This window comes from Ferdinandcohnia sp. Marseille-Q9671 (genome assembly GCF_976954385.1).
The window spans coordinates 463,537-488,040 of sequence record NZ_CDRJTA010000003.1 but is presented as its reverse complement, the minus strand read 5'-3'; the positions used below and the strand labels follow the sequence as shown (position 1 = coordinate 488,040).

The 24,504-nt window shown below is 36.2% G+C and carries 20 protein-coding genes; 2 read left to right on the top strand and 18 right to left on the bottom strand.

Annotated elements, in window-relative coordinates:
• Window positions 1-34: 34 nt before the first annotated feature.
• Window positions 35-313 (bottom strand): hypothetical protein, encoded by a 279-nt coding sequence (locus ACWNMY_RS14960; protein WP_449539065.1) that lies wholly within the window; start codon window positions 311-313, stop codon window positions 35-37.
• Between ACWNMY_RS14960 and ACWNMY_RS14955 the strand changes: the two genes are divergently transcribed.
• Complete coding sequence (locus tag ACWNMY_RS14955; RefSeq protein WP_449539064.1) at window positions 300-1,496, top strand: hypothetical protein; 1,197 nt, start codon at window positions 300-302, stop codon at window positions 1,494-1,496. The two genes, ACWNMY_RS14960 and ACWNMY_RS14955, sit on opposite strands and share 14 nt — an antisense overlap.
• 69 nt (window positions 1,497-1,565) lie before the next feature.
• On the opposite strand, the gene ACWNMY_RS14950 is transcribed toward ACWNMY_RS14955, so the two are convergent.
• From ACWNMY_RS14950 to ACWNMY_RS14925, 6 genes are all read right to left on the bottom strand, one after another.
• Entirely contained in the window at window positions 1,566-3,041 is a 1,476-nt protein-coding gene (locus ACWNMY_RS14950; RefSeq protein WP_449539063.1) for an MFS transporter, read from the bottom strand.
• Window positions 3,042-3,507: 466 nt separating this feature from the next.
• Entirely contained in the window at window positions 3,508-4,581 is a 1,074-nt protein-coding gene (locus ACWNMY_RS14945) for a Gfo/Idh/MocA family protein (RefSeq protein ID WP_449539062.1), read from the bottom strand.
• Between the two features lie 211 nt (window positions 4,582-4,792).
• Window positions 4,793-5,653: a sugar phosphate isomerase/epimerase family protein gene (locus tag ACWNMY_RS14940; RefSeq protein ID WP_449539061.1), complete on the bottom strand. Its 861-nt coding sequence runs from the start codon at window positions 5,651-5,653 to the stop codon at window positions 4,793-4,795.
• Window positions 5,650-6,660 (bottom strand): Gfo/Idh/MocA family protein, encoded by a 1,011-nt coding sequence (locus ACWNMY_RS14935; RefSeq protein ID WP_449539060.1) that lies wholly within the window; start codon window positions 6,658-6,660, stop codon window positions 5,650-5,652. The genes ACWNMY_RS14940 and ACWNMY_RS14935 overlap by 4 nt, the downstream gene beginning before the upstream one ends.
• A gap of 195 nt (window positions 6,661-6,855) precedes the next feature.
• On the bottom strand, window positions 6,856-8,013 hold the full coding sequence (locus tag ACWNMY_RS14930; RefSeq protein ID WP_449539059.1) for a Gfo/Idh/MocA family protein: 1,158 nt from the start codon (window positions 8,011-8,013) through the stop codon (window positions 6,856-6,858).
• 26 nt (window positions 8,014-8,039) lie between these two features.
• On the bottom strand, window positions 8,040-8,879 hold the full coding sequence (locus ACWNMY_RS14925) for an AraC family transcriptional regulator (RefSeq protein WP_449539058.1): 840 nt from the start codon (window positions 8,877-8,879) through the stop codon (window positions 8,040-8,042).
• Between the two features lie 342 nt (window positions 8,880-9,221).
• Between ACWNMY_RS14925 and ACWNMY_RS14920 the strand changes: the two genes are divergently transcribed.
• Entirely contained in the window at window positions 9,222-10,403 is a 1,182-nt protein-coding gene (locus tag ACWNMY_RS14920) for an ROK family protein (RefSeq protein WP_449539057.1), read from the top strand.
• A 150-nt stretch (window positions 10,404-10,553) separates the two neighbouring features.
• Here ACWNMY_RS14920 and ACWNMY_RS14915 read toward each other — a convergent pair whose 3' ends face one another.
• The 11 genes from ACWNMY_RS14915 to kduD all read right to left on the bottom strand — a co-directional run bounded on the left by ACWNMY_RS14915 (window position 10,554) and on the right by kduD (window position 24,429).
• Window positions 10,554-11,477 carry an AEC family transporter gene (locus tag ACWNMY_RS14915; protein ID WP_449539136.1) on the bottom strand — a complete coding sequence of 308 codons (924 nt, stop codon included), beginning with the start codon at window positions 11,475-11,477 and terminating at the stop codon, window positions 10,554-10,556.
• Between the two features lie 291 nt (window positions 11,478-11,768).
• Window positions 11,769-13,166: a glucuronate isomerase gene (gene uxaC, locus ACWNMY_RS14910; RefSeq protein ID WP_449539056.1), complete on the bottom strand. Its 1,398-nt coding sequence runs from the start codon at window positions 13,164-13,166 to the stop codon at window positions 11,769-11,771.
• 276 nt (window positions 13,167-13,442) lie between these two features.
• Window positions 13,443-14,456, bottom strand: a complete 1,014-nt coding sequence (locus tag ACWNMY_RS14905; RefSeq protein WP_449539055.1) for a Gfo/Idh/MocA family protein — start codon at window positions 14,454-14,456, stop codon at window positions 13,443-13,445.
• A gap of 276 nt (window positions 14,457-14,732) precedes the next feature.
• Window positions 14,733-15,902: a Ger(x)C family spore germination protein gene (locus tag ACWNMY_RS14900; RefSeq protein WP_449539054.1), complete on the bottom strand. Its 1,170-nt coding sequence runs from the start codon at window positions 15,900-15,902 to the stop codon at window positions 14,733-14,735.
• Window positions 15,903-15,924: 22 nt separating this feature from the next.
• Window positions 15,925-17,499, bottom strand: coding sequence for a spore germination protein (locus ACWNMY_RS14895; protein ID WP_449539053.1), 1,575 nt, complete (start codon window positions 17,497-17,499; stop codon window positions 15,925-15,927).
• Window positions 17,500-17,515: 16 nt separating this feature from the next.
• On the bottom strand, window positions 17,516-18,625 hold the full coding sequence (locus tag ACWNMY_RS14890) for a GerAB/ArcD/ProY family transporter (protein WP_449539052.1): 1,110 nt from the start codon (window positions 18,623-18,625) through the stop codon (window positions 17,516-17,518).
• Between the two features lie 137 nt (window positions 18,626-18,762).
• On the bottom strand, window positions 18,763-19,869 hold the full coding sequence (locus tag ACWNMY_RS14885; RefSeq protein ID WP_449539051.1) for a GerAB/ArcD/ProY family transporter: 1,107 nt from the start codon (window positions 19,867-19,869) through the stop codon (window positions 18,763-18,765).
• 204 nt (window positions 19,870-20,073) lie between these two features.
• Window positions 20,074-21,291, bottom strand: a complete 1,218-nt coding sequence (locus ACWNMY_RS14880) for a DEAD/DEAH box helicase (RefSeq protein ID WP_449539050.1) — start codon at window positions 21,289-21,291, stop codon at window positions 20,074-20,076.
• Between the two features lie 785 nt (window positions 21,292-22,076).
• Entirely contained in the window at window positions 22,077-22,802 is a 726-nt protein-coding gene (locus ACWNMY_RS14875) for a cytoplasmic protein (protein WP_449539049.1), read from the bottom strand.
• Between the two features lie 28 nt (window positions 22,803-22,830).
• Window positions 22,831-23,454, bottom strand: coding sequence for a YhbD family protein (locus tag ACWNMY_RS14870; RefSeq protein ID WP_449539048.1), 624 nt, complete (start codon window positions 23,452-23,454; stop codon window positions 22,831-22,833).
• 192 nt (window positions 23,455-23,646) lie between these two features.
• Window positions 23,647-24,429 (bottom strand): 2-dehydro-3-deoxy-D-gluconate 5-dehydrogenase KduD, encoded by a 783-nt coding sequence (gene kduD, locus ACWNMY_RS14865; RefSeq protein ID WP_449539047.1) that lies wholly within the window; start codon window positions 24,427-24,429, stop codon window positions 23,647-23,649.
• Window positions 24,430-24,504 lie beyond the last annotated feature (75 nt).

Genomic DNA, 24,504 nt, shown 5'->3' with positions numbered 1-24,504 from the left:
ATTTCTAGCCTTCTTTACTTTATTCCAGAAGCTCCTATTTCACAAACGAGGATAGGTCTTCCACTGAATAAAGGTAGCCTCCGGCAAATGCCATTGACCTACAATCCATTTCAAAATCTGGGGCAAATATACCAAGGAGTTTTGTCATGATATTTTTATATAGTTTACTTTTTTTATTGTATTTTTTAAGTTTAGTAGTTGATTCCTCCCTGCTTACGTCTTGTTTGGGTATTATCGCCATTCTTGCGTGGCTTTTTTCTATTAAAGGGTCTTCTTTGTTATTCAGGATCATCAGTATTATGTTTGTTTTCACTGGTGTTTTCGTTTTTTTCATAGAAGGAAAGTCAATTACTGAGTTACCAAAGTATACGATATCCATGATTCCATTATTAGCAATTTTTTATGTACTTCCTTTTATTAATTCGATTATCATTGTTGGTCGTTATGACATGCAGGTTAGTAAACTATTAAAGGTTCGGATTTCCCATATGGGGCAGTTATACGGAAGAACATCTATAGTAACCTTCTTATTAGGAGGATTTCTAAACCTTGCAACTCTCCCTCTCGTGAAAGCAGTTATACAAAAAAACATAACCCATATTACCGAGAATCTTCGAAATAAATTTATCGCTCAAGCCATGTTGAGAGGATATTTATTTAGTATTGTAATCTCACCAATGGAATTGTTGGTTATATTAACAGTTGAATACACACATTTACCATATCTAAAAGTCTTGCCGTGGTTACTTCTTTTTACATTCATCATGATTGTTTTAAATTGGTTGATAGGCTTTATATCCTTTAAAAAATTTGACTTAAAAGAATCCGAAAAACATGATCAAGGGAATGTGTTAACCCAACGAATGAAACAAAAAGTATTTTCACTTATTTTTTTTCTGATTTTATTTATGGTCGTGATCTTAAGTGTAAATCACTTTTTGAATAGTGGCTTTTTACAAACCATTGCTTTCGTTATTGTTCCATTTTCGTTTTTATGGGCAATCTCCATTAGAAGATTAAAATCATATGTGGCGTTTTCAATTCCCCTCTGGAAAACTCGTACAATTGGTTTGAAGAATAATATGGTTTTATTTTTGGGGGTTGGCTTTTTTACAAGCACTTTAGGGGATTCACGTTTTATTGATTATCTGCAAGAGCCTTTAACACAGTTATCTCATTACCCTGTTTTCTTATTCTTGTTTATTCAAGTCTTATTCCTTGGTCTTGCGCTAACTGGGTTTCATCCGTTGGTAACGTTAAGTATATTGATTGCAATTGTCGAACCTATCTTACATATTGTTAATCCACTATCCCTAAGTCTTGTAATGATTACATCAGCGTTATCAACAACAATTGCTGGTCCTTTTAATGTGTCTGTCTCGATTACTGGTGATTTATTACATGTTAACTCCTATAAGGTGACCTTATGGAATATAGGGTTTGCCTTCTTGTTTAGTAGTGTCGGAACGGTTATGGCATTGTGTTTATTACTTTAAGTAATAAAACATCCCACAGAACTTCCTGTGGGATGTTTGCTACCTTTACGTATTCATAGAATATGTCTTTTAGTTTGCAATTTTTTCTTCTGCAACACCATGCTTAGATTTTTTCTTAGCAATCGTTTCTTGAATTTCTTCCATTTTTTCTTTACCTAGTTCATAACGGCTCATGATTAGACCTGATATTACTAAAGCTAGAGCTGGAATACCAAATGCTAAGATAATTGTCACAGCTTTCAATTCCGGTGTTAATGTGTCTGTTACTGATGGGAAAGCATCTTTAAATCCAATTATAGCTACTGCAAAACCAACAATTGCTGGTGCTAGAGATGTAATTAATTTATCAATGAAAGAAAACAATGTTCCAATCATTCCTGGCACATATCTACCAGACTTACTTGTTTCGTAATCAGATACATCTGCGATCATTGGGTTTACTAAAGTTGATGGTACTTGTCCAAAGCCCAACGCCATTGTATATAACACGATGAACAAGATTGTTGCGAATCCAAGATTGCTCATTGACATTGTTGAAGTATCCATAAACAGGAACATTCCTACTAATGCGATAAACGTACCTAGTGCGATCCACGTTGAGAATAAGAAAGCTTTTTTCATACCCGTTTTTCTAGCCATTCCTACTGCCCAGAAAGTTATTAATAATGTTGGGATAATCGTAATCATTGAGATTGTACCACTTAATCCATAGTCTCCAATTAAGATTCCAAATAACATAACAACTACTACTGCATGACGAAGAAGTGAAAACGCTAATTTGTCAACGGTTACAGCTGTAATCAATTTTAGCAATGGTTTATTGTCCTTAAGAAGTGGCCAGAAATCACGGAACTTCGTTTGAACAGTTTCTTCAGCCAGTCCAAAGTATTCTTTCTTATCTTTGCTTGATAATCCAATAACAGCTAATACTGTAAATACACCTGCAAGAATCATAGCTAATGTGTTTAACTCAGTAAATAGGCCCATATTGAAATCGCCATGTTTTTTGATTAAATAAGAAGCAACGTATACTTGTCCACCAGTAAAAAGTAAAGTATTGTAAACGCCATCAAATACTGCAAATAAAGGACGTTGTTTAGGATCGTTTGTTAATACTGTTTGTGCTGCTTTTGTAATGGAAGTTTGACATGTATACCCGATAATATGAATTGCATAGATTAGAATAAAGAATACTAGTCTAAAAGATTCTGGAACTAAATGTGTTACGTTGTATAACACAAGCACTGAAATAGCTAAGATGATATTTCCTATAACCATGAATGGTCGGAATTTTCCGAACCTACCTTCAGTCTTATCTACAAGGAATCCTACAATTGGATCAGTGATACCGTCAAAAATTCTCATACTCATTAGGATTGTACTTACGACAACTACAGCAATACCTGCTACTCCAGCTGCGTAATACGAAACAAATGTTAAAATGAACATATACAGATTTGTTGCGGTATTATTTAAGGCAAAGAAACCAATTTCCCATAGTTTTGCTTTGTTGTATTGTTGATTATTTACAGCTCCTGTTGTCATGAATAAACCCTCCTCAGCGGTTCAACCGCTTACATAAACTGTTCTATTTTATAAATTGTTATACTTTTGTTTTAGTTTAAACGTTTACATATCAGAGCTTTCATTTGTGTGCTATATATAATTTGTTTGGCCAACAAATTAACCTTATGGACTTATATTATATGAAACCGCTTTTATATACAAGTCTTTTTTATAAAACTTTCTCTTTTTTCTACAAAATACTACAAACGTTGAATAATATTGATTATAAATCGACATAAGAAACTATTATATTGCTTGGCTATTACCATTAAATTAATCTTTATCCAATAATTAGTTTGTATGGGAGATAAATTAATTAGTAGCTATGAATGAATGTAAGTAGACGTAGATATACTCTTCAAATTCGTTTATGACTAGTGTTTATCCAACAAATAACAAGCAAAAAAACTGGTTAAACCACCTTTCAGTTTAACCAGCTACACTATTATTTTGAAACAACAATCGCTTGATCTTGAGCCTTTAGGCATAACTCAGCAGCCTTAAATGCATGCTCCTGTGTCATCGCGTTTTCAGTTCGATTCACACAATCCAGAATGAATTGTCCGAAGAAAGGAAAGCCAACTTCTCCTCGTAATTCATAGTGTTTCTCACCATCTTTGTTTACTAAAAACAGATGATCCCCAGATTCGTCTTTTGCTACATCAATATACTTACGTATTTCAATCGTACCTTCAGTTCCTGTTATGAAAGTACGTCCGTCACCCCAAGTTCGTAAACCATCTGGCGTGAACCAATCTACCTTGAATATGAAAGTTGCACCATTTTCACCAACAAGTGTTGCATCTCCATAGTCTTCTAATTCTGGGTACTCAGGGTTGTTATAATTCCCCACTTTACTATGAAGTACTGTTGCATCCTTGTTTCCTGTGTAATATAAGAACTGTTCAATTTGATGGCTACCGATATCACATAGGATGCCACCATATTGTTCCTTATTAAAGAACCAATCAGGACGAGTGTCTGCTTTAAGGCGATGTGGACCAAATCCCGTTATTTGAATAACTCTTCCGATTGCACCTTGCTTAATCAAATCACCAGCAAATACAGCACCTTCTACATGCAGTCTTTCACTGAAGTACACCATGTATTTTTGGCCAGTTCTCTCTACTACTTGCTTTGTTTCCTCTAATTGTTCGAGAGTAGTAAACGGAGTCTTATCAGTAAAGTAATCTTTTCCAGCCTCCATTACTTTTATCCCTAATTCACTTCGTTTATTTGGAATTGCAGCAGCTGCAACAAGTTTAATTTCTTCATCCTCTAAAACTTGCTCCAGTGACTCTGCTTGCTTTACTCCTGGGAAAGCTTCAATAAAGCTCGCTACTTTTTCTGGATCTGGATCATAAACCCATTTTAAGGTTGCACCTGATTCAACTAAACCATTACACATACCATTGATATGTCCATGGTCAAGAGCTACAGCTGCAATGCAAAACTCTCCCTCTTTTACGACAGGATTCGGTTTTCCCTTTGGTGCATAGTTCATTCCATCTTTACTCATGTACGATCACTCCTATTGTTTAGATAGCAAAAATGCAAGCACCTAAAATACGGACCAGGTGCTTGCTTATATTTAAATAGTTTTCGATGTCTAGCTCCAGGCGCCATCGGTTCGAGGTCATAAGCCAATCGCTTCGGAAGGTAAAAAGCACCTTCTGTCAGCGCTCGTCTTATGCTTGTCGCCGATAGACGGGCTCCTTACGCTTTTCCATTTAAAACCAGTCAGCATACCCAATTTTTCTTAAGTGATTAGCAGATACTTCAAGACATTCGAACGGATCGCGACCATACGTATCATCTTGTTCAATAAGGTAGTATTGTACTCCACTCTTATGACCTGCTTCTATCATAGCTGCCATATCCATGTTTCCTTCTCCAAGCTCGGCAAATTGAATGATGTTAGAGAACTTGTTCATGAATCCTGCCATATCCTTCATATCTTCTGGATTAAATTCAAATTTAGTGATTCGATAGTCTTTTAAGTGAAGCAATGAGATACGATCTTTATATTGTTCAATAATCTTAACCGGGTTTTCACCAGCACGTTGAATCCAGTGTACATCCAATTCAAAGCCTAATTTTGTTGTGTTTTGTTTAATAAGGTCTAATAAATATACCCCATCATATTTCTCGAATTCAACATGATGTGTGTGATAGTATAGTTCAATTCCATGCTCAGCTAAACGATGTGCCATTGCTTCTGCTCGATCGATAAAGCTCATAATCTTTTCTTTGTCACCCATAACTGTAAAAGGCAGCATACCAATACGAACGAAGTTACAGTCTAATGTTTTGCAATCATTTACAATTTTATCGAAATGCGTTGATAAAGCCTCACCTGGTGCATTTTCGAACATTGGTTCTAAAGCTGCAGATAAAGCAGCAATTTTTATATTAAAATCTTTACTTGCTCTTTTTAGTTCTGCTACATTTTCTTCTGTCATTGGAATTTGAGAAACTTCCACAGCTCCGAATCCAAGGTCATGAAGTTTTTTCATTGTTTCATAAACACCAATTTCTTCTACCTTCTTCTTGAGCATCATCATTTGAACGCCAATTTTACCAGTTTTCATTTGTATACCTCCATTTGAATTGGAATTTTTACCTCTGAAGATCTTCTAATCGCACTAATCATCTCCATTGATCTTTGAGCCTCTTCAACATGTATATAATCTTGTGTATCGTTAATAATTGCGTCATAGAATTTGTTAATTAACGTATCATGACTAGCTCCATAGTAAAACTTACTTCCTGGTAGCTTTGAGTCCTCAATAAGTCTTTCTTTAACACCTTCACTATTTGTAATAGAAAGAACACTATCTTTTATCGTTAATTTACCTTTTTCAAGGATAACTTGAAATTCAACAGAAGAATTGGTTGCATATGTTGTTGTAGCAAAGAACAGCCCTGTTGCACCATTTTTAAATTTAATATTGGCGACAGCTGTATCCTCGACCTCGTAGCCATAATCCAATAATTGATCGATCGAACCACGAATTGTATCAATTTCTCCGCCAATTAGTTGCATTAAATCAAGTGTATGAATTGACTGATTAATCATAACTCCCCCTCCAGCCAACTTCATAATACCGCGCCAAGGTTTTACATCGTAGTAGGATTTTGGACGGAACCACGTAACAAGACCTTTAATCCCTGTAACACTACCTAATTCCCCACTATCCACGATTTCCTTTAGCTTTATAAATGTCTCATTAAGTCGGTTTTGGAGACTAACACATATTTTTACATCCTTATGTTGTTCCTCCAAATCCACAAGAAACATACCTTCCTCTGCACTTCTTGCTAATGGCTTTTCTAAAAAGACATTGACACCCTTCTCTACTATAGTCTTTGTAATAGAGTAGTGAAGATGATGCGGCAAGCAAACATGTACACAGTCTAACTCTTCTTTTTCAAGCATATCTTCTAAATCTGTATAAAAATTCACATTTTCTACAGTGTTACGAAGGTCTTCATTCGTATCACAGACTGCCACTAATTCTGACTTTGCACTGTCTTGAATGGCAGGGATATGAATCTTAGAAATATCTCCTAAGCCAACAACTGCTACTTTAAGCACGATATCCTTCCTCCTCTAAGAGTGAAGATTATAAGAAAAGCGCAAGGCACCCGATTATCGGCGTCAAGCATAAGGCAAGCGCTGACAGAAGGCGCATTTGCCTTCAGAAGCGATTGACCTATGACCTCGAGACGATGGCGCCAGGAGCTAGACATCTGAAACTATATACGAAACTTATGCCGTTTCGTTTAAGTATTATTTAATAGGATTCTGTTTTTCTTCTTCAATGCGCTTATTTAATTCTGCTAAATAAACCTCTTCATCAACTGGAATTTCTACTTCTTTTCCAAGGAAACTTGATAAGTGAATCGCATTCGCTAATGCTACACCGTTGATTCCATCAGAACCTGGGGCAATAAGTGGAGTTCCGTCTAAAATATTTGCTGCAAAGTTTTCTAAAACTGAGCTATGCTGTGCACCCCAAACACTTTCGAACTCTATTACTTCTTCAGTGTAAATAGTATCGTCACTTTGACCCATAAAAATTTTCATAACATCTTGCATGCTCATGCTGTTACTCATTTCACTTTCAGGTCTTTGAAGACGTTTAATCGTTACCTTCTTACTGTCATCAACGACGATTTTTCCTTTGTCCCCTAAAATTTCAAAGCGATCTGTACCTACGATATCATGTGTACATGTTACAAATACCCCAGTAGCTCCATTTCCATAATCAAGTAAAGCTGTTACTTCATCTTCAACCGCAATATTTCTTTGGAAGCCATATTTTACATTAGAGTAAACCTTTTTCGGCATACCGCAAATCCATTGAAGTAAGTCTAATTGATGCGGAGCTTGGTTAACTAGGACACCCCCACCTTCGCCTTCCCAAGTTGCTCTCCATTCACTTTGATCATAATAGCCTTGTGGTCTCCACCAAGTTGTGATAATCCAGTTCGTACGGCGAATATCACCAATTTCTCCATTATCGATAATTTCTTTCACCTTTTTGTATAGCTCGTTTGTACGTTGATTGAACATAATTGCAAATGTTAATTCAGGTTTAGTTGCAGCAAATTCGTTCATTTCTTTTACCTGTTTAGTATAAACACCTGCTGGTTTTTCTGCTAATGCATGTATATCTCTTTTAAGTGCCTCAATGGTCATCTCTGGGTGAAGGTAATGTGGAACTGTCGTTACAATTGCATCTACATTTCCACTTTCCATCATTTCAATATAATCTTCATAAAATGGTACATTTGGGTACTTTTCTGCAGCGACTGCTTTCTTTTCTGGATCGATATCACAAATTGCTCCTATTTCCATGTTTGGAACTCTTCCTTCTGCAATAAACCCAGCGTATGCTCCACCTTGTGCCCCTAAACCAACGATACCTAATCTAACTTTTTTCATTCTCTTACTTCCTCTCTATAGCTTTATTATTTTGTTCCTTTACGATAATCCTTTGGGGATATTCCAACTTTTTGTTTAAAATAACGGCTGAAATGCGATGCGCTTTCAAATCCGCAATCAAATGCTACATCCTTTAAAGGCTTATCTGACTCTAATACGAGCATGTATTTTGCCTGTGTTAATCGTGTAGCCATTAAATATTCCATAACTGTAAATCCAGTCATCTCTTTAAATAAATGAGAAAGATATGACTTGCTTAAATTAAGTGATTTTGCAATTGAATCAATTGTGAGTTTCTCCATATAATGTTCCTGAATAAAGGTAACGATATTCTCAACGTAGTCAGTCTTATCGTCCTTTGTTTCGGGTTCCCTATATGAATTTGCCCGTCCCATCTTATTCACAAGAATTAATATTTGAATAAGTAGGACCTTCATTTCGGTTTCATTCCTAGATGAGTCGTTATTTGACAATCTATATAATTCGTCTAGTGAACAAACTAATTTCTCCAACTGCATAGATTGTTGATTTTCATTTGTCCTAATTAGGCAATACTGTAGTTTGCGAAATACATCCAGCAAATCCAAAGCATGTAGCTCTTTCAGAACGCTTTCAATCCATTGTGGTGAAAAGTGTATAACACTACGAATATACTCTTTTTCAGGAGATACAATCGGTTTATGCAGGGACTTTCCATCCATTAAGAGGATGTCTCCTGGCACTAGATCATAGATCTGATTTTTAATCAAATAACGGCAAGAACCACTATGAAAAAAATAGATTTCATATTCCTGATGAGAATGGTAATCCTGTATAAAGTCTTGCCTACCATTTAATCGGTACAATGGCAATATGGGTTGTCTCACCACTACCATTCCTTTCAATCATGTTGACAAACTTATCATATCACAAAAAATATGAAATTATTTGACCTCGAAAGCTTAATTTCTATAAAAAATTGACTCAGAATGCTTTTTTTAATGCACTTTAGGAAAATTTTTGACGAATTTTAGCTACTTTCAAAATTATGGCATTTTTATCTAGTTAAAAGTTTATTCAATAACCGAAGAATTTCCATGGCGAATTCCCCTTTATCTGTTATAATTAGATTATCTAGCAAACGAATTAATTACTATTATTTTGTAAACCTTTACATTGTTTGTTTAACATTTTTTTGTAACTTGAATTGGTTTAAAGGAGTAGTCAAAATGGTGACAGGGGATAGTCAATATATTAAGAAAATAAATAGAAGTTTAATTATACAAAAGATTATTGAACATGGATTAATATCTAGAGCGGAATTAGCAAAAATTACAGGCTTGAACAAAGCAACAGTATCCGTACAGGTAGCTGACCTTTTAGATGAAGGGTTAATTTCGGAAACGCAGCAGGAGCATAGTTCAGTAGGAAGAAGACCGATCATGCTATCAATTAATGAAGATGCGGGCTATGTTTTAGGGATCGATTTGGATTACAAATCAATTATATATACCATTGCCAATATTAATGGAAAACAGGTAGCCGTACACGAATACAAAAATGATTCTGCAGATTATGAATCTATTATAAAAGAAATAATTAAAAGAATTAAAGTTTACCAACTTGAATATTCAGACCAACCTTTTGGTATTGTTAATGTTGTGATTGGTATACACGGAACCGTAAATAAAACAAATCAAAGTATACGTTTTATCCCGAGATACAAGTGGCATACGAAAAACATCCAAGAAGATTTACAAAACGAATTAAGTATTCCTATATTTGTAGAAAACAATGCTAACTTATCTGCATATGCGGAAAAGGTTTATAAACATCATCACAGCAAAAACCTCCTCACTGTCATATTAACGTCTGGAATTGGATCAGGCATAATTGTTGATGGTGAGTTACAAAAAGGGTTCCATGGTTATGCTGGAGAGATGGGCCATATGATCATTAACCCCAATGGTGATGAATGCAGATGCGGAAATCACGGTTGTTGGGAGATGTATGCTGCTGAACCAAGGCTCATCCAAAGTTTAGAAGAAGAACTCGGTCTAACCAATTTGTCTATAACAGATATTAATCGCTTACTAAAATCAGATAACCATGCGATAGTTAATAGCTTACTAGACCAATTTTTACGCTATGTATCGATTGGCCTTAATAACATCATAAACTTATACAATCCTGAAACGATTGTGATTAATAGCCAATTGCTAAAGTTATACCCTGAGTCTATAGAAAAAATAAAGGGCCACTTAGTCTCCACCGTGAGTGAATATGGTGAGATTGTCCTATCTGACCTTGGTAACGACTCATGTGTAGCCGGTGCTTGCGCATTAGGTATACAAAGATTTTTAGATGTTCCTGAAATTCAGTTAACCATTTCAGAAAAACAAACCGCTTAATTACAAAAGTGCAAGTCTGACAAAGAAACCTCGAGGGGTTAGGGTCTTTACTATGTATAGACACTTTTATCCGTAGGTACTAAATTTGCTATTTTCTTATACAAACTTTTACAATCCCTGTCAGTAAAATGACAGGGTTATTTTTATTTTCTAGAATAATAACCTTGATAGATAAATCACAATACTTATTGTAATCGAACTAAATAAGGTCGAGAACAATACAATTTGGGCAGCAAATCCCGGATAATTGTCATATTCCTCCGCAATAATCGCACTATTAACTGAAGTAGGCATACTTGACGCAATAAAAAGTGCTTGAGCAAATATCCCATCAATATGAAATAAAAATATCATTCCTAATGCAATTGCCGGACCAACTAAAAGACGAATGAACAAACTCCAATAAACCTTCGATAATCCAGCATTGAATTTGATTTGCGCAACCTGTGCACCTAATGTAAATAACGCAATCCCAATCATTGCATCAGCTATATAGTTTGCTGGCACCCATACAAATGAAGGTATTGGAATTCGTAAATAGTTTAATAGAATACCCGCTAACATTGCATATAAGACTGGCATTTTAAAATACCCTAGCAATGCTTTTATCTTCCCAATCTTAACAGACTGCAAAGAAAAGACACCATATGAAAAGATTAATATGTTTTGCAATGTTAACACAATCACTTGAATGGACATTGCAAAAGGGTCACCCTTGAATACGAGATCATTCACAGGGACTCCATAGTTACCTGAGTTAAAAAAAATCGCACTGTTTGAAAATGACACTTTCTTTCCATTTTCTAGTCCAATTAGCCTCGCTGTAATAACAGATATAATATAAAGTATGATAATGACCGCAATGAAAAATGCTAAAACATACCCAAATAATTGAAACGACAATTCTGTACTATACAGTTTCACAAAGATAAATGCCGGTACCAAAAAGTACATATTTATTTTAGCTAGTGTTGATACATTCATTTGGAATTTTCTTTGAAGGGCATATCCAATTGCTATAATGATAAATATAGGCAGTATAATATCCCTTACTATATTAAAAAACTCGAGTATCACTCATCACTCCCTTCATGACCAAAGGTGCAAGCGCCTCAAAAGAGCAACACCGACTAACATCCACAACGTCCTGTGGAGTTCGTTGATGTCAGCACATCCTGCAAGTCCGACGAGTCTGCCTCGAGGTGCTAGGCGCTGGAACTGGATGTCGAAACGCATATCCTCAAATCTTAAGAACTTTATCTATTTCCTCAATTCCAAAAATGGCAGCTTTTGAACATTCTCAAAAACTGCCATTTTGTCTTTACGCTCTCAAAACTCTATTGTATCTTTATCTCTTATTAATTTCTAGATAGAAAAATAGCGTTTTGCATTTTCATAGCAAATTCCACGAACGTATTTTTCTAATAAAGCCATATCTCTAGGTGCTTTACCTTGTTCTACCCAAGTACCTAAAATATTACATAGGATTCTTCTAAAGTACTCATGTCTTGTAAATGAAAGGAAGCTTCGGGAATCTGTTAACATTCCAATAAAGTTGCTAATTGATCCCATGTTAGCTAATGTTCTCATTTGGTCTTCCATACCATCGATTGTATCATTGAACCACCAAGCTGTACCGAACTGTACTTTCCCAGGAATTCCAGACCCTTGGAAGTTACCAGCCATAGCAGCTAATACATTATTATCATTTGAATTTAGACTATAAAGTACTGTTTTTGGAAGCTTATCTTGAACATCAAGGGCATCTAATAGTCTTGAAAGCTTCTGTGCAATCATGATGTCTCCAATTGAATCAAAACCAGCATCTGGTCCTAGTATGTTGAACATACGAGTGTTATTATTTCTAGTTGCACCAATATGAAGCTGCATAACCCAGCCTTTTTCAGCATAAAGTTCACCTAATGTAACCAATGTATATGTTTTGAACTGGTCAACCTCTTTTTGAGAGAGTTGATCCCCTTTTAGCTTCTTATCAAAAATGGCTGATACTTCTTCTTTCGTAGCTTCTTCATAGAAAAGGAAGCTTAATCCATGGTCAGAGCTCTTGCAACCATGTTCATCAAAGTAATCCACGCGGGATGATAATGCACGTAAGAATGTTTCATAGTTTTCAATTGTTTGGTTAGTTACTTGTCCTAACTTTTCAATCCATGCTACGAAATCATCTTTTTCAATTGTTATTCCTTTATCAGGACGGAATGATGGGGAAACATTGACTTTATACCCTTCATCTTTTAGTTTAATATGGCTAGCTAAATCATCAGTTGGGTCATCAGTCGTTCCTACAAATTCAACATTGAACTTTTCGAAAATAGAACGAACTGACATCTCAGGAGAAGCTAGTTTTTTGTTAGCCTTCTCCCAAATAGCAGGAGCAGTTGTTTCATCTAATAAATCATCTATATCGAAATAACGTAATAATTCTAAATGGGTCCAATGATATAATGGATTTCCAAGCGTGTTTGGAACAGTTTTTGCCCATGCTAAATATTTTTCATAGTCAGGTTTATTACCTGTTATGAAATCCTCAGTGATACCATTCGCTCTCATTAGTCTCCATTTATAATGGTCACCACCGAGCCATATTTCAGATAAGTTATCAAAGTTCTTATTCTCTAAAATCTCAACCTGGTTTAAGTGGTTATGATAATCTATAATTGGCAAATGTTTTGCCACATTATGATACAACTCTTTTGCTACATCATTGTACAAAAGAAAATCATCAGTAATAAATGTCTTCATATCTGTCATCCTTTCATCTTCACTATCAATATCCTTTAAAGTTATACCAAGAAAATATTTTATTTTAAGTTAATTCGGCTACTAAACAAACTAACCTCTTCTAATCATAAAAGAAAACGCATTGTTTTTCAATAGACATTTCTTGTTGGAAAGGTTTCTCAGGAGATAGTCGCTTACCGCTCCTCTTCCTTCTTGTCCGAAATCTAGGAAATGAATAAAAAAAAGCATGAACTTGTAAGACTTACAAATTCATGCTTCGTGTTAGTTTATAAATTATTACAACCCTAATTTTACTGGTCGTCCTTCTCGTGCAGATTGATACATGGCTAAGACCAATTCTAATGACTTTTTCGCTTCCAGACCTGTTACAAGTGGTTTGCGATTTTCAATTATGGCTTGAACAACGTCTTCATATTGTCTGATAAATGAAGTTTTATTCGACGTTGTGTCATTCCCTTTTTGTTGAACTTCATATTCTAAGCCACTTTTAAAATTCCATTCCTTTACATTACCATTTTCAAGTACAACACTACCATCCGTACCAAATATATCAAGAGTAGAAGAATAGCCAGGATATGCTGTTGTATTTGCCTCAATTAATCCGAGTGCACCTGATTTAAATTTCACAGTAGCAACTCCTATATCCTCAACTTCAATCCGCTCATGTGCCCGTGTTGCACAATAAGCGTGGACCTCTTCAACTGGCCCCATAATATAAAGAAGTAAATCAATATAATGGATGCCTTGATTAATAAGGGGTCCTCCACCGTCCATATCCCAAGTCCCACGCCATTTGCCACTATCATAGTATTCCTGCGAACGAAAGATGGTAGTTCTAGCAGCACCGAAGTTTACTTGTCCAAGGTCCCCATTTTCTGCAGCTTTCTTTAGATTGCGTACATTTTCATTAAAACGATGCTGAAAGATCCCACTTAATGTTACTCCAGCTTTTTCACAGGCTTCGATAAGGTGGTTTGTTTTCTCCATAGAAACATCAATTGGCTTTTCCACGACGACATGTTTTCCAGCTTTTGCTGCCATTATTCCTAGATCAGCATGTGTTCCATGAGGTGTCAGGATGGAAACGATATCAACTCCGGAGGTAGTTAAAAATTCCTGGTAATCAGTAAAAGCTCTTAGGTTATATGTATCTCCAAGCTCCTGAACAGTCCCTTTATTACGCGAATATATGGCAACCACTTCTGCATTTTTATTCTCTAAGATACTTTTAATATGTGTATGCGCTATATGTCCCGATCCTACAATTCCAAACTTTACCTTCTGAGTCACAATCATTCCCCCATTTTGTGTGTAAACGTTATCTCTCTTATTATAAAAGGGTGACTACATTATTACCAATAAAACGGGGATTTTTGTATTTTAAACGTTAAATATATGATTTGGTGACTGCTATGATACTTAATACAAATCCGATAAGAAGTAAAAAAGAAAATACAAATAGCTCTTTGATTTCCTTTTTCTTTATCAGCATTCTAGCTTCAAAAGAAAAGAGTACAACAAATATAAGAATCACCGTCAATAGTTTAATCAACTTCATAATCCCTTTCAGATTTCATTTGATTTTTTACTCAATCCGATTCTTCTTATGAACACCTCTGGTTTAATTTCTACCTCTAGTTGCGTAAATTCCTGTTCCCAGTTATGCTTGTAGACTGCATTCCATTCCCTTGGATACTTTTTATAAATAGCTTGTCCGAATCCAAATATATCAGACTGGTATTCCTTTTGAGCAACATCAACGACTAACTGTATTCTCTCCTGAATCTCTGATTCAACTTTCTTTTGCAGTTCTTCAATTACTTTAGAATCATCTAAACCTAGTTTTGAATCATTCTCCATGACATTCATATTTGCTGTAACATCAATAGTTATAGAGAGTCTGTCTTTTTCCATAATTGGAATAACATCGACCTGTGTTTGAATGATATCTATACTAATATTCCCACCCCCATCTTCCTCAGGGACTTTTACGGTTACAACGCCAGTCTTCATTTCATTCCGAACCCATAGCATACCTCTAGTTTCAGCTTTATTTAACCAACCCACTAGTTTATCATCTTTAAACACTGCAACCCCATTTAAAATTTGGGTTTTTTCCGAACCTTTCTCTTCATTTACTTCTAATGAAGTTAGGGCAAATTCGGGGGCAAATGGTTCCATTCCATCCGTAAGAAGCATGTTCAAAAAATCCCTTACATAAACGGATAACCCTACACTTAGCTTAACAAGCTCTTTTGTTTCTTCAGAAGAAACACTTTCTAATTTCGGGAGACTTTTTAATGTATCCGTAGCTTCACCCTTTGTGAACATGATATAACTATTTATTCGGGGTTCATGGTATCTGGAATGAAAGTCAATGATATTGGCAATACCCTTCTTTGCCATGTCCTCTCCAATTAATAAAACCCTACTTTGTGAAAAAAAGATACGTCTTGAAATCTTCATTTGTAAGTTTCGGTACGCCTCTGAAACAGTATTACCAGTTTCCGAAATAACAAATGTACTTTTACCATGACCTCCCCCTCCACTACCTCCGGTTGGTCCCAACATTGCTGGAATGGCCACTTGTAGTGATAAGCGAATCTGGTCGTCTTTAATAAGGTCTAATCCAATTGCAGTAACAATTGCGATATCATTTACTTCAAGACGATCCCAACAGCCTGTTAACACATTCAGTGAGATTACCGCTAACAGAAGCATTCTGATCTTTTTCATCAGTGCTTTCCTCACTTTCACTTCAAAATTTTCGTTGTCGAACACCTAACCTCTTTCTATTTCTCTTCCCTGTTTGCTCTGGGCGTTCATCCATCTTCCACCATGGAACTCGAATGAATATGTCTTTCATATTATTTAGGTTAAATGGGGCCATTGGTGCCAAATAAGGGACACCAAAGGAACGAAGCTGAACAAGATGTACTAATATAAAAAATACTCCAAGTAAAATGCCGTAAAATCCTAACGTTGCAGCTAAAAATATCATTAAGAAACGCAAAAGCCGTATTGCTCCTGTTAATGGGTAATTCGGAAACATGAAGGAGGCAATACCGGTAGTTGAAACAACTATAACTAATGGTGCAGATACAATTCCCGCCTCAACAGCAGCTTGCCCAATTACTAATGCTCCTACAATGCTGACGGTTGATCCAATTGGTCTTGGCAATCGAAGTCCAGCCTCTCGCAATGCTTCAAAAGTTATTTCCATTAATAGTGCTTCAACAACTGCTGGAAATGGGACCTTCTCTCTTGAAGCCGCTACACTAAACAACAAATTAGTCGGCAAAAGTTCTACATGGAAAGTTGTAACGGCAATATAAATGGAGGGAAATAACAATGCAACAAATAAGAATAAATATCGAATAAATCGTATAAACGAAGACATGATATATCTACCATAATAATCTTCTGGTGAGTTCATCATTTGAAAAAAGGTAACGGGAACGATAAGTGCAAAAGGGCTATTTTCAACAATAATACCGACTTTTCCTTCTAATAGATTTCCTACCACTCTATCTGGGCGTTCTGTTTGTAGTACTTGCGGAAACACCGAATAAGGGTTGTCCTCAATAAATTCTACAATGTACCCACTGTCCTCAATTGAATCAATATCGATTTGCTTTAATCTAGTACGAACCTCCTCAACAACTGAGGATTGTGCAATATTCTCAAGATAGGTAATCATAACCGATGTTTTCGATAATTTTCCTATCTCCATTCCCTCAAATTTAAGCTCTGGTGTTTTTAAACGTCTTCGTACCATACTCATATTTGTTTGGATATTTTCTGTGAATCCTTCTCTTGGGCCCATAACCACAGCTTCTGATACAGGCTCTTTGACAGAACGTTGCTCCCATAATTGTTCACTAACAAAAATAGCCTTAGTAATTCCATCAATTAGTAGTACTGTATTCCCAACTAAAATTTGGTCAATGACCGCTTGTAAAGTATCACCTAGCTTTACATTTGCCGAGCTTAACTTTTCTAACACATGGTCCACTTCTAACGTTTTCCGCTCATCTTCTGAAGTATTAACTTTTGTTAAAGGAGTAATCACATGTAATTCTATCTTCTCAATATCGATGAGCCCGTCGAGATAGATAATCATTGCTGTATTACCTTCATTAAAAGTGAATTCACGATAACTAAAATCGGCTGCTCCTTCAAAAAGTCTCTTAATTTCCTTACCAACCTCTTGCAGGTTCCCTGTTAGGTTTTTTTCATTGTTTTGTTCAGGCATTACTTCCTGTTGATTGTCCTGGCTTTGTTTTTTAGTCTTAGAAAAATACTCTTTCTGCAACCTTCTATAACCTCTCATGGTTCACAACCTTCCATCACTGGGAACGTTCTTTTTTCTCAAGCTTTTTGCGAATGATTGCTATACATAACAACAGGAATGGAATAATGATTTGTAATAGGGTATGTACATAGGGAATAAAGTATTTGAATCCAATTTCTAAATGTTCTATATAACTCGTTGCACTTATAAGGGATAATGGGGTAATAACGGTTGCAAGTGCAAGTACGATCGTACGTGTCTGTTTTACGTTACATAATTGAGTGATTCCGATTGTAGCTGCTAACGTAAAAGCTCCAACCTTAAAAAACACTCCAGCTACCATCATTAAAATAACAATAGCATCAAATCGTTCGAGAAAATCTGCAACCGAAACCATTTGGACAGCTGCGAGAAAGTTGAAAATGTTGACATTAAAAATTTCAGGACCAATTACGGATATGACCATGACCGAATTTAAGGCAAGTAGCGACCCACCTAAAAGAACACTAAACATTCCTATTTTTCTTACATTCTTCTTATTAGCTAGAAATGGAAAAAACATCATAATTACGATTGTTTCTCCAAATGGAAAGTTGATGGAATTCGGTATGGACTTTTTCAAAAATGGCAAAACACCTTGTCCTAGGATAGGAGTAAGATTCCCCATGTTAAATTGCTCAACCGTTAGCAAAAGGATCCAGATTAGTATGAGAGAAAAGAAATATATAGGAAAAACAATTTCCGACATTCGCCCTAAAGTCTCTAGTCCACCTGCAAGACAATATACCGTCAACACCATAAAACTACCAATTATTACGATGGTTGGTGTTTCTGTTAATATGGTAGATCCAATTAAATCTCCTAATTCTCTACATGCTCTAGCAGCTGAATATGTAAAATGTGCGAGATACAACACGATAATAGGGTATGAAAGAGATTTTCCAATTATTTTGGGCAACATTTCAACCAATGTATCACCTTGATAATAAGTGGATAACCGACTATATATGGCCATCAGGATAAGGCCACTCCCTACTCCTACTACTGTATATAACCAAGCATCCTGCTTTACTTCTCCACCTACTCCTAAGATGAGTGCGGTACCTAAAACAAAGCCAGTCATTAGATAAAAAAGCTGGATTCCACTTATATTTTCCTTTTTCATTTATTGGATAACTCCCTATTAGCATATAAAAAACTCTACATAAAGTAAGCGTCATAACTCCAGTTTTACAAGGTATCTCTTTTTTACTATTTTCCAACAAAGGAAATGTTATACATTTCGAAATAAACTGAGCACGTTTATGCAGTTTTGCTAATTTCATACTTATGACGAAAGAATGCGATACAAAGAAGGATAGTAGGCAAAACAATTTGTAATGGAATATGTACGTAAAAGGTTACAAATTCTAATCCAATTTCATTATATTTAACTTGATTGGTTGCTGCTAAAAGAGATAAGGGGACAATAATGGTACCTATTCCAAATGTCACTGAATGTGATTGTTTCAGTTTAAATAACTGCGAAATACCTATTACTGCTCCGTATGTCCAGCCACCAATCTTAAAAAATACTCCCGCAACCATCAATAAAATAATTAATGCATCAAATCTTTCAAGAAAGTCTGCAATCGAGACCATACGGGTAGCTGAGAGAAGCGGATAAAATTGCGTGCTATAGATTTCAGGTCCAAGGACAGAAAGGATCATGATGAGATTAAATGTTAATAAAACCCCCGATACGAGAATAATTGCCATGCCGATTTTTCTAACCTTATGTTTGGTTGTAAGAAAAGGAAAAAACATGGTTAAAATAATCGATTCTCCAAATGGAAAGGTCAAAACAGTTGGAAACAATTCTTTCAAAATAGGTTGAACACTATTACCCATTACAGGTAGTAAGTTCGAGAGAGTAAATTGGTCAACTGTTACAAGTAAAATCCAGATTAGTAAAATAGAAAATAAGTAAACAGGAAAAATAATTTCCCCCATCCGACCAAATACCTCGAGTCCTCCACGAAGACAATAAATCATCAATGCCATAAAACTAATGATTACAACAATCATTGGGGTTTCATCTAGGATTGTCGAAGCTAGTAATTCACCAAAATCCCGACAAGCTTTTGCACCAAGGTAGGTAAAATAGCTGATATAAAGGATAATAATTGGATATGAGAGAAATTTTCCAATAATTTTTGGAATCATCTCTACCAATGTATCCCCAGGATAATAGGATGCTAATTTTGTATAGACATACATTAAAATTAACCCACCAATCATACCCAACAATAAAACGAGCCAAGCATCCTGCTTCGCTCCCGCACCTAAACCATAAATTAATGTATTCCCAATCTCAAAGCCAACTATTACATAAAAAAGCTGAAGTCCACTTATTTTTTCTTGATTCATTCCGATCCCCTTGTTTTCTCTCATTGGTTCACAAACTACTTATTAAGTCAAAGGCTTTAGTAGTCCATTTAAGAACTTTAGTATCCCCATACTCACTTTTATTTATGTGATACAAAAAAAGCCGAGAAAGGTTTCCCTTCTCGACAACGTTTATCAGGAGCAGTCTTGAACAAGTTGGCCGCTACCTTTTCTATTAAGTATTCATTACTTTCTCTTTTGGTTTTGACTATAATTCTTGCTTGTTTTAGTATTCCCAGGTGCCCTATGATTTTTAGGAGCCACTACTTTCTCTTCACGAGCATCTACTATTTCACCTTTATAAAACTCTTTTTTGGTAAACGTTAAACCTAAATCATGACCCATTTTTTTGAGAAAACTTTCCTCACGTGCATTAACAATAGATATGACAACGCCCTTTTTTCCCATCCTTCCAGTACGCCCTGAACGATGGACATATTGACTCGTTGTTTTCGGGAAATCAAAGTGGATGACATAGGTGACATCCTGAATATCCAATCCCCGAGCTGCAACGTCTGTTGTAACTAGTAATGGAATTTTACCTGACCGGAAATTTTTCAAGGACTGCTGTCGTTCCAATTTTTTCGCTTCCCCAGCCAGTACTGCAACATCAATTTTATTAAAGGTTAATTTTGCTTCAATTTCTTCTACTTTTTCAAGACTTTTAATAAACGCAATTGCCTTTTCTGGTTCTGTGAACATGATTTTTCGAAGAACATCAATCTTATCCCGCTGTTCACATAAAAAGTAGATATGGGATGTGTTGCTTTGGTCAAGTGATTGCTCTACACGGATAACCTCCGCTTCGTTCATTATGGATTTTGCAACCTTTTCCGTTTGTTCAGATATCGTTGCCGAGAAAAATAAGATTTGGCGATCTCTGAGTGTTGATTTAATGATACTTTGAACATTGGATAGATGTTCATTCGCCACAAGCTGGTCAGCTTCATCAACGATTACCGTACTAACTTCATGCATTTTCAATTTCTTTAATTTAATTAGCTCGACTATACGCCCTGTAGTTCCAATTACAATCTGTGGACGTTCCTTCAGCTTTTCTACCTGTTTCTTAATATTAGCACCACCGATGAAGGAAGCACTTATGATTTCAGTACCTTTTGTCCACTTCTTAACTTCGTCAAATATTTGCATAACAAGCTCGCGGGATGGAGCTAGAATTACGATTTGAATCCCCTTCTTTGCTTCATCAAGCTTGTTGATAGCCGGCAGTAAATAGGCTAAGGTCTTCCCTGTTCCTGTTGGAGATTCGCATATAACGTCCTTCCCCTCTAAAATCGCAGGGATTGCTTTCTCCTGAATACCTGTCGGAGCTTCAAATCCGGATTCTTTCCATACCGTCTGCAAAAACGGTTTCATTGCTTCTAACTGAGACCAATTTGTCATTTTATGTACCTGCCTTATTCATTTCGCTTTTAATTGACTAGTTAATATTCTAACCATCTTTTGGGTAAAGTGCAAAACTACTTTAGGCCTCGGGATTGGTTTTGTTTGCTAGTAGGTGCATAAGCATCTCCTACTAACTAATACCTGGAAAGCAGGGTCTCTTAGAAGTGAATTTAGGAGCTTCAGTTTCCTAATTTATGGAATGAGAGTTCGCCTAAAATACTCTTGAAGAACCTTACCACCCTAATACCCGAAAAGTGACGACTCTCAAATGCAACATGAGTTTCGTCTCTATCCTAATTTCTGGATAGTCATGGCTCTCAATTGTGCTTTGGGCTCCCTCAACCTCCTAATTTCTGGTTGATAACATCTCTCTAAAGGGGTTTGAATACCCGCATCCTTCAATACCTGGAAAATAACAACTCTCAAAAGCGATTTGAGTTTCGTCTCTATCCTAATTTCTGGATAGTCATGGCTCTCAATTGTGATTTGGGCTCCCTTAACCTCCTAATTTCTGGTTGATGACAGCTCTCTAAAGGGGTTTGAGTAACCACACTTTCCTAATTTCTGGAGAATGACTACTTTCATAAGCGATTTGTGTAACCTTACCACCCTACTAATACCTGGAAAGTTACGACTCTCATAAGCAATCCGATTTCCAACGCATTAATTACCTATCTCATTTAACTAGACAGTTAAAAAAGGAATCGAAAATAATGACTATATCTACACCATCACATTAAAAAGTCCCTCACATGATTATGAAGGACATCAACGTAACATTGTTATATTTTTCTACTTTCCTTTACTTTAGCAGACGGATCCTGGTTATATTTTCCCTTATATTCCACAACTTCTATCTCACAGTTCGGACCTATAAGAACATTATTACCTCTTACAACTTTGGCGTTTGTATATTCAAGCTCAATGTCATCTCCCTCAATGATCTCCGCACGTAATGAAATTGGGTAGATCGACTTGATAAGATTATTGAGTAAACCGAATATCCCCTTCTTAACCTTGACGGTATGTCCACCAATTTCACGAGCACTGCATTCACCAGCAATTGAAATGTCAATACTATCTGCATTTAACAGGCCACCGATTGTAAAACTTCCTTCTCCCTTGAAACGTTCTGCTTCACAATCCTCTTTAATTGTTGCTTTTCCTCTAATTTTTATTTCGTCCCCTTTTACACTACCACCGAATGTTCCTTTACCTGCAATTCTCAGCGTATTCACTTTCGCATTTTCGCGAATACCACCTGTGCCATCAATGGTAAAACTCTCGAAGTCTATCGAACCATCTATATTTCCACTTCCACTTATTCTCCCATCAATCCCTTTAAGATTTCCATTAACGGTTACGGTTCCATTTAAGGTAAACTCATTGCATTCCACATCACCATGCACAGTACCTTTTCCATTAATACTAACTTTATTAAAGCTGCCACCACCAGACGATCCCATCCCATTAATCAGTAAGTTCCCTGGATTTTCTACGTTCACCATATGTTAACCTCCTTATTATAATAACTACCTATAATTTTGACCGCAGTTCTTCTATTGCTTTTGCAAATGCGTATTTGACGATAATCTTTGTGCCTTGTTCGATAACTAATTCATTGGCGTTTGGTACAATTAAACATATAGAAACACCTAATTTTCTTGCAACGAGCAATTCTCCATACTGCTGCCTCTTTTCTAAAAAGTAAGCCTCACTAACCTGGATAACCATTCCTGCTTCATCAAGACTGATATCCCCTGACTGCAGAAGTTTTTCAACAATGTAAATTGTTACTATCTCTTCAAAATGGAACTGTTCGAGACTAGATTTTCTTTTTTCGAGGTAAAGATTCATTGTAACTTCTGACGCAAGACCTCGATTCACTATTTCAAATTTACTTAGATTTACTTCCCCAATACTCGGTGAAAACATTTCTGCCAGCTCATCAAGAGAAAGATTCTCCTTCATCTGTTGAATCTTCTCAATTCGTTCTAAGATTCTATCTTTTGGAAAAAAGGTTTCTTGCCCTGTAAATGTGGATTTTCGGATAAACCACTCCTCCGGGATAAGATCTTTTCGTTTCCATCTATATAGCTGACCATAAGAAATGCCTGTCAATTCCAGTAAATCTTTTTTTGATACCAACTCTTCATTCATTTCAAACGGCTCCTTCCTATGAACACAGTGTAACATAACACTGTTACGTTATACAAGTCAAAACAATTCGACATGTTTCTTAAAACCAAATGTGTTCTGGGTCAGGGAACCTGTCCCTCTGACCCAAATAAAAAATGCTGTATCGCAATGAACTGCGATACAGCTTTTATCCCCTTTGTTTGAAGCTTCCCTTTATCTTGCTAACCAACCACCGTCGACTGCTAGTGTGTGGCCATTCATATAGTCAGATGCACGGCTTGCTAGAAATACTACTGTTCCCATAAGGTCGGCTGGAGTTGCCCAGCGTGCTGCAGGAATACGTGATAGGATTTCTGCATTGCGTTTTTCATCTGCACGGATTTGTGTAGTATTATTTGTAGCTACATAACCCGGTGCAATTGCATTTGTTTGAACGCCATATTCTGCAAGTTCGTTTGCAAATGACTTGGTAAGTCCGTGAACAGCATGCTTACTTGCAGTATAAGGAGGAACAAATTTTCCGCCTTGGTATGAAAGCATAGATGCGACGTTAATAATTTTACCGCTCTTTTGCTCAACCATTACTTTTGCAGCCTCTTGACTTAAGAAGTAAAGAGAGTTTAAGTTTAAGTCAATAACTGCATCCCAATCCTCTTCCTTATATTCTAGGATTGGTGAACGGCGGATTGTACCGGCATTGTTTACTAGAATATCCACTTTTCCAAATGCTTTTACACATTCTGCAACAACTGCTCTAGCATTTTCACGTTTGGATAAATCTGTTTGGAAAAATTCGACACGTCGACCTTCATTTTCAATTAATTCTCTTGTTTCATCCCAGCTAGTGCCATGTGTAGTAATGAACAGGTCTGCTCCAGCTTTTGCTAACGCCACCGCAAAGCCTTGACCTAGTCCAGTAGCACCACCGGTAACAATTGCAACTTTTCCTTTTAATGAGAAAAAGTCCAATGAGAAATCTGATAATTGTGTTGTCATTTCAATATCCCCCAATTCAAATGCGCCTTGGCGGAAATTGCGTTCGTTATGCAAAAACATAGCATTCCGCCTAAG

Excerpts from the sequence above, each read along its gene's own strand:
- ACWNMY_RS14955 (WP_449539064.1), top strand. The coding sequence starts at position 300 with ATGTTTGTTTTCACTGGTGTTTTCGTTTTTTTCATAGAAGGAAAGTCA.
- ACWNMY_RS14950 (WP_449539063.1), bottom strand. The coding sequence starts at position 3,041 with ATGACAACAGGAGCTGTAAATAATCAACAATACAACAAAGCAAAACTA.
- ACWNMY_RS14945 (WP_449539062.1), bottom strand. The coding sequence starts at position 4,581 with ATGAGTAAAGATGGAATGAACTATGCACCAAAGGGAAAACCGAATCCT.
- ACWNMY_RS14940 (WP_449539061.1), bottom strand. The coding sequence starts at position 5,653 with ATGAAAACTGGTAAAATTGGCGTTCAAATGATGATGCTCAAGAAGAAG.
- ACWNMY_RS14930 (WP_449539059.1), bottom strand. The coding sequence starts at position 8,013 with ATGAAAAAAGTTAGATTAGGTATCGTTGGTTTAGGGGCACAAGGTGGA.
- ACWNMY_RS14920 (WP_449539057.1), top strand. The coding sequence starts at position 9,222 with ATGGTGACAGGGGATAGTCAATATATTAAGAAAATAAATAGAAGTTTA.
- uxaC (WP_449539056.1), bottom strand. The coding sequence starts at position 13,166 with ATGAAGACATTTATTACTGATGATTTTCTTTTGTACAATGATGTAGCA.
- ACWNMY_RS14900 (WP_449539054.1), bottom strand. The coding sequence starts at position 15,902 with ATGAAAAAGATCAGAATGCTTCTGTTAGCGGTAATCTCACTGAATGTG.
- ACWNMY_RS14895 (WP_449539053.1), bottom strand. The coding sequence starts at position 17,499 with ATGAGAGGTTATAGAAGGTTGCAGAAAGAGTATTTTTCTAAGACTAAA.
- ACWNMY_RS14890 (WP_449539052.1), bottom strand. The coding sequence starts at position 18,625 with ATGAAAAAGGAAAATATAAGTGGAATCCAGCTTTTTTATCTAATGACT.
- ACWNMY_RS14885 (WP_449539051.1), bottom strand. The coding sequence starts at position 19,869 with ATGAATCAAGAAAAAATAAGTGGACTTCAGCTTTTTTATGTAATAGTT.
- ACWNMY_RS14880 (WP_449539050.1), bottom strand. The coding sequence starts at position 21,291 with ATGACAAATTGGTCTCAGTTAGAAGCAATGAAACCGTTTTTGCAGACG.
- ACWNMY_RS14875 (WP_449539049.1), bottom strand. The coding sequence starts at position 22,802 with ATGGTGAACGTAGAAAATCCAGGGAACTTACTGATTAATGGGATGGGA.
- ACWNMY_RS14870 (WP_449539048.1), bottom strand. The coding sequence starts at position 23,454 with ATGAATGAAGAGTTGGTATCAAAAAAAGATTTACTGGAATTGACAGGC.
- kduD (WP_449539047.1), bottom strand. The coding sequence starts at position 24,429 with ATGACAACACAATTATCAGATTTCTCATTGGACTTTTTCTCATTAAAA.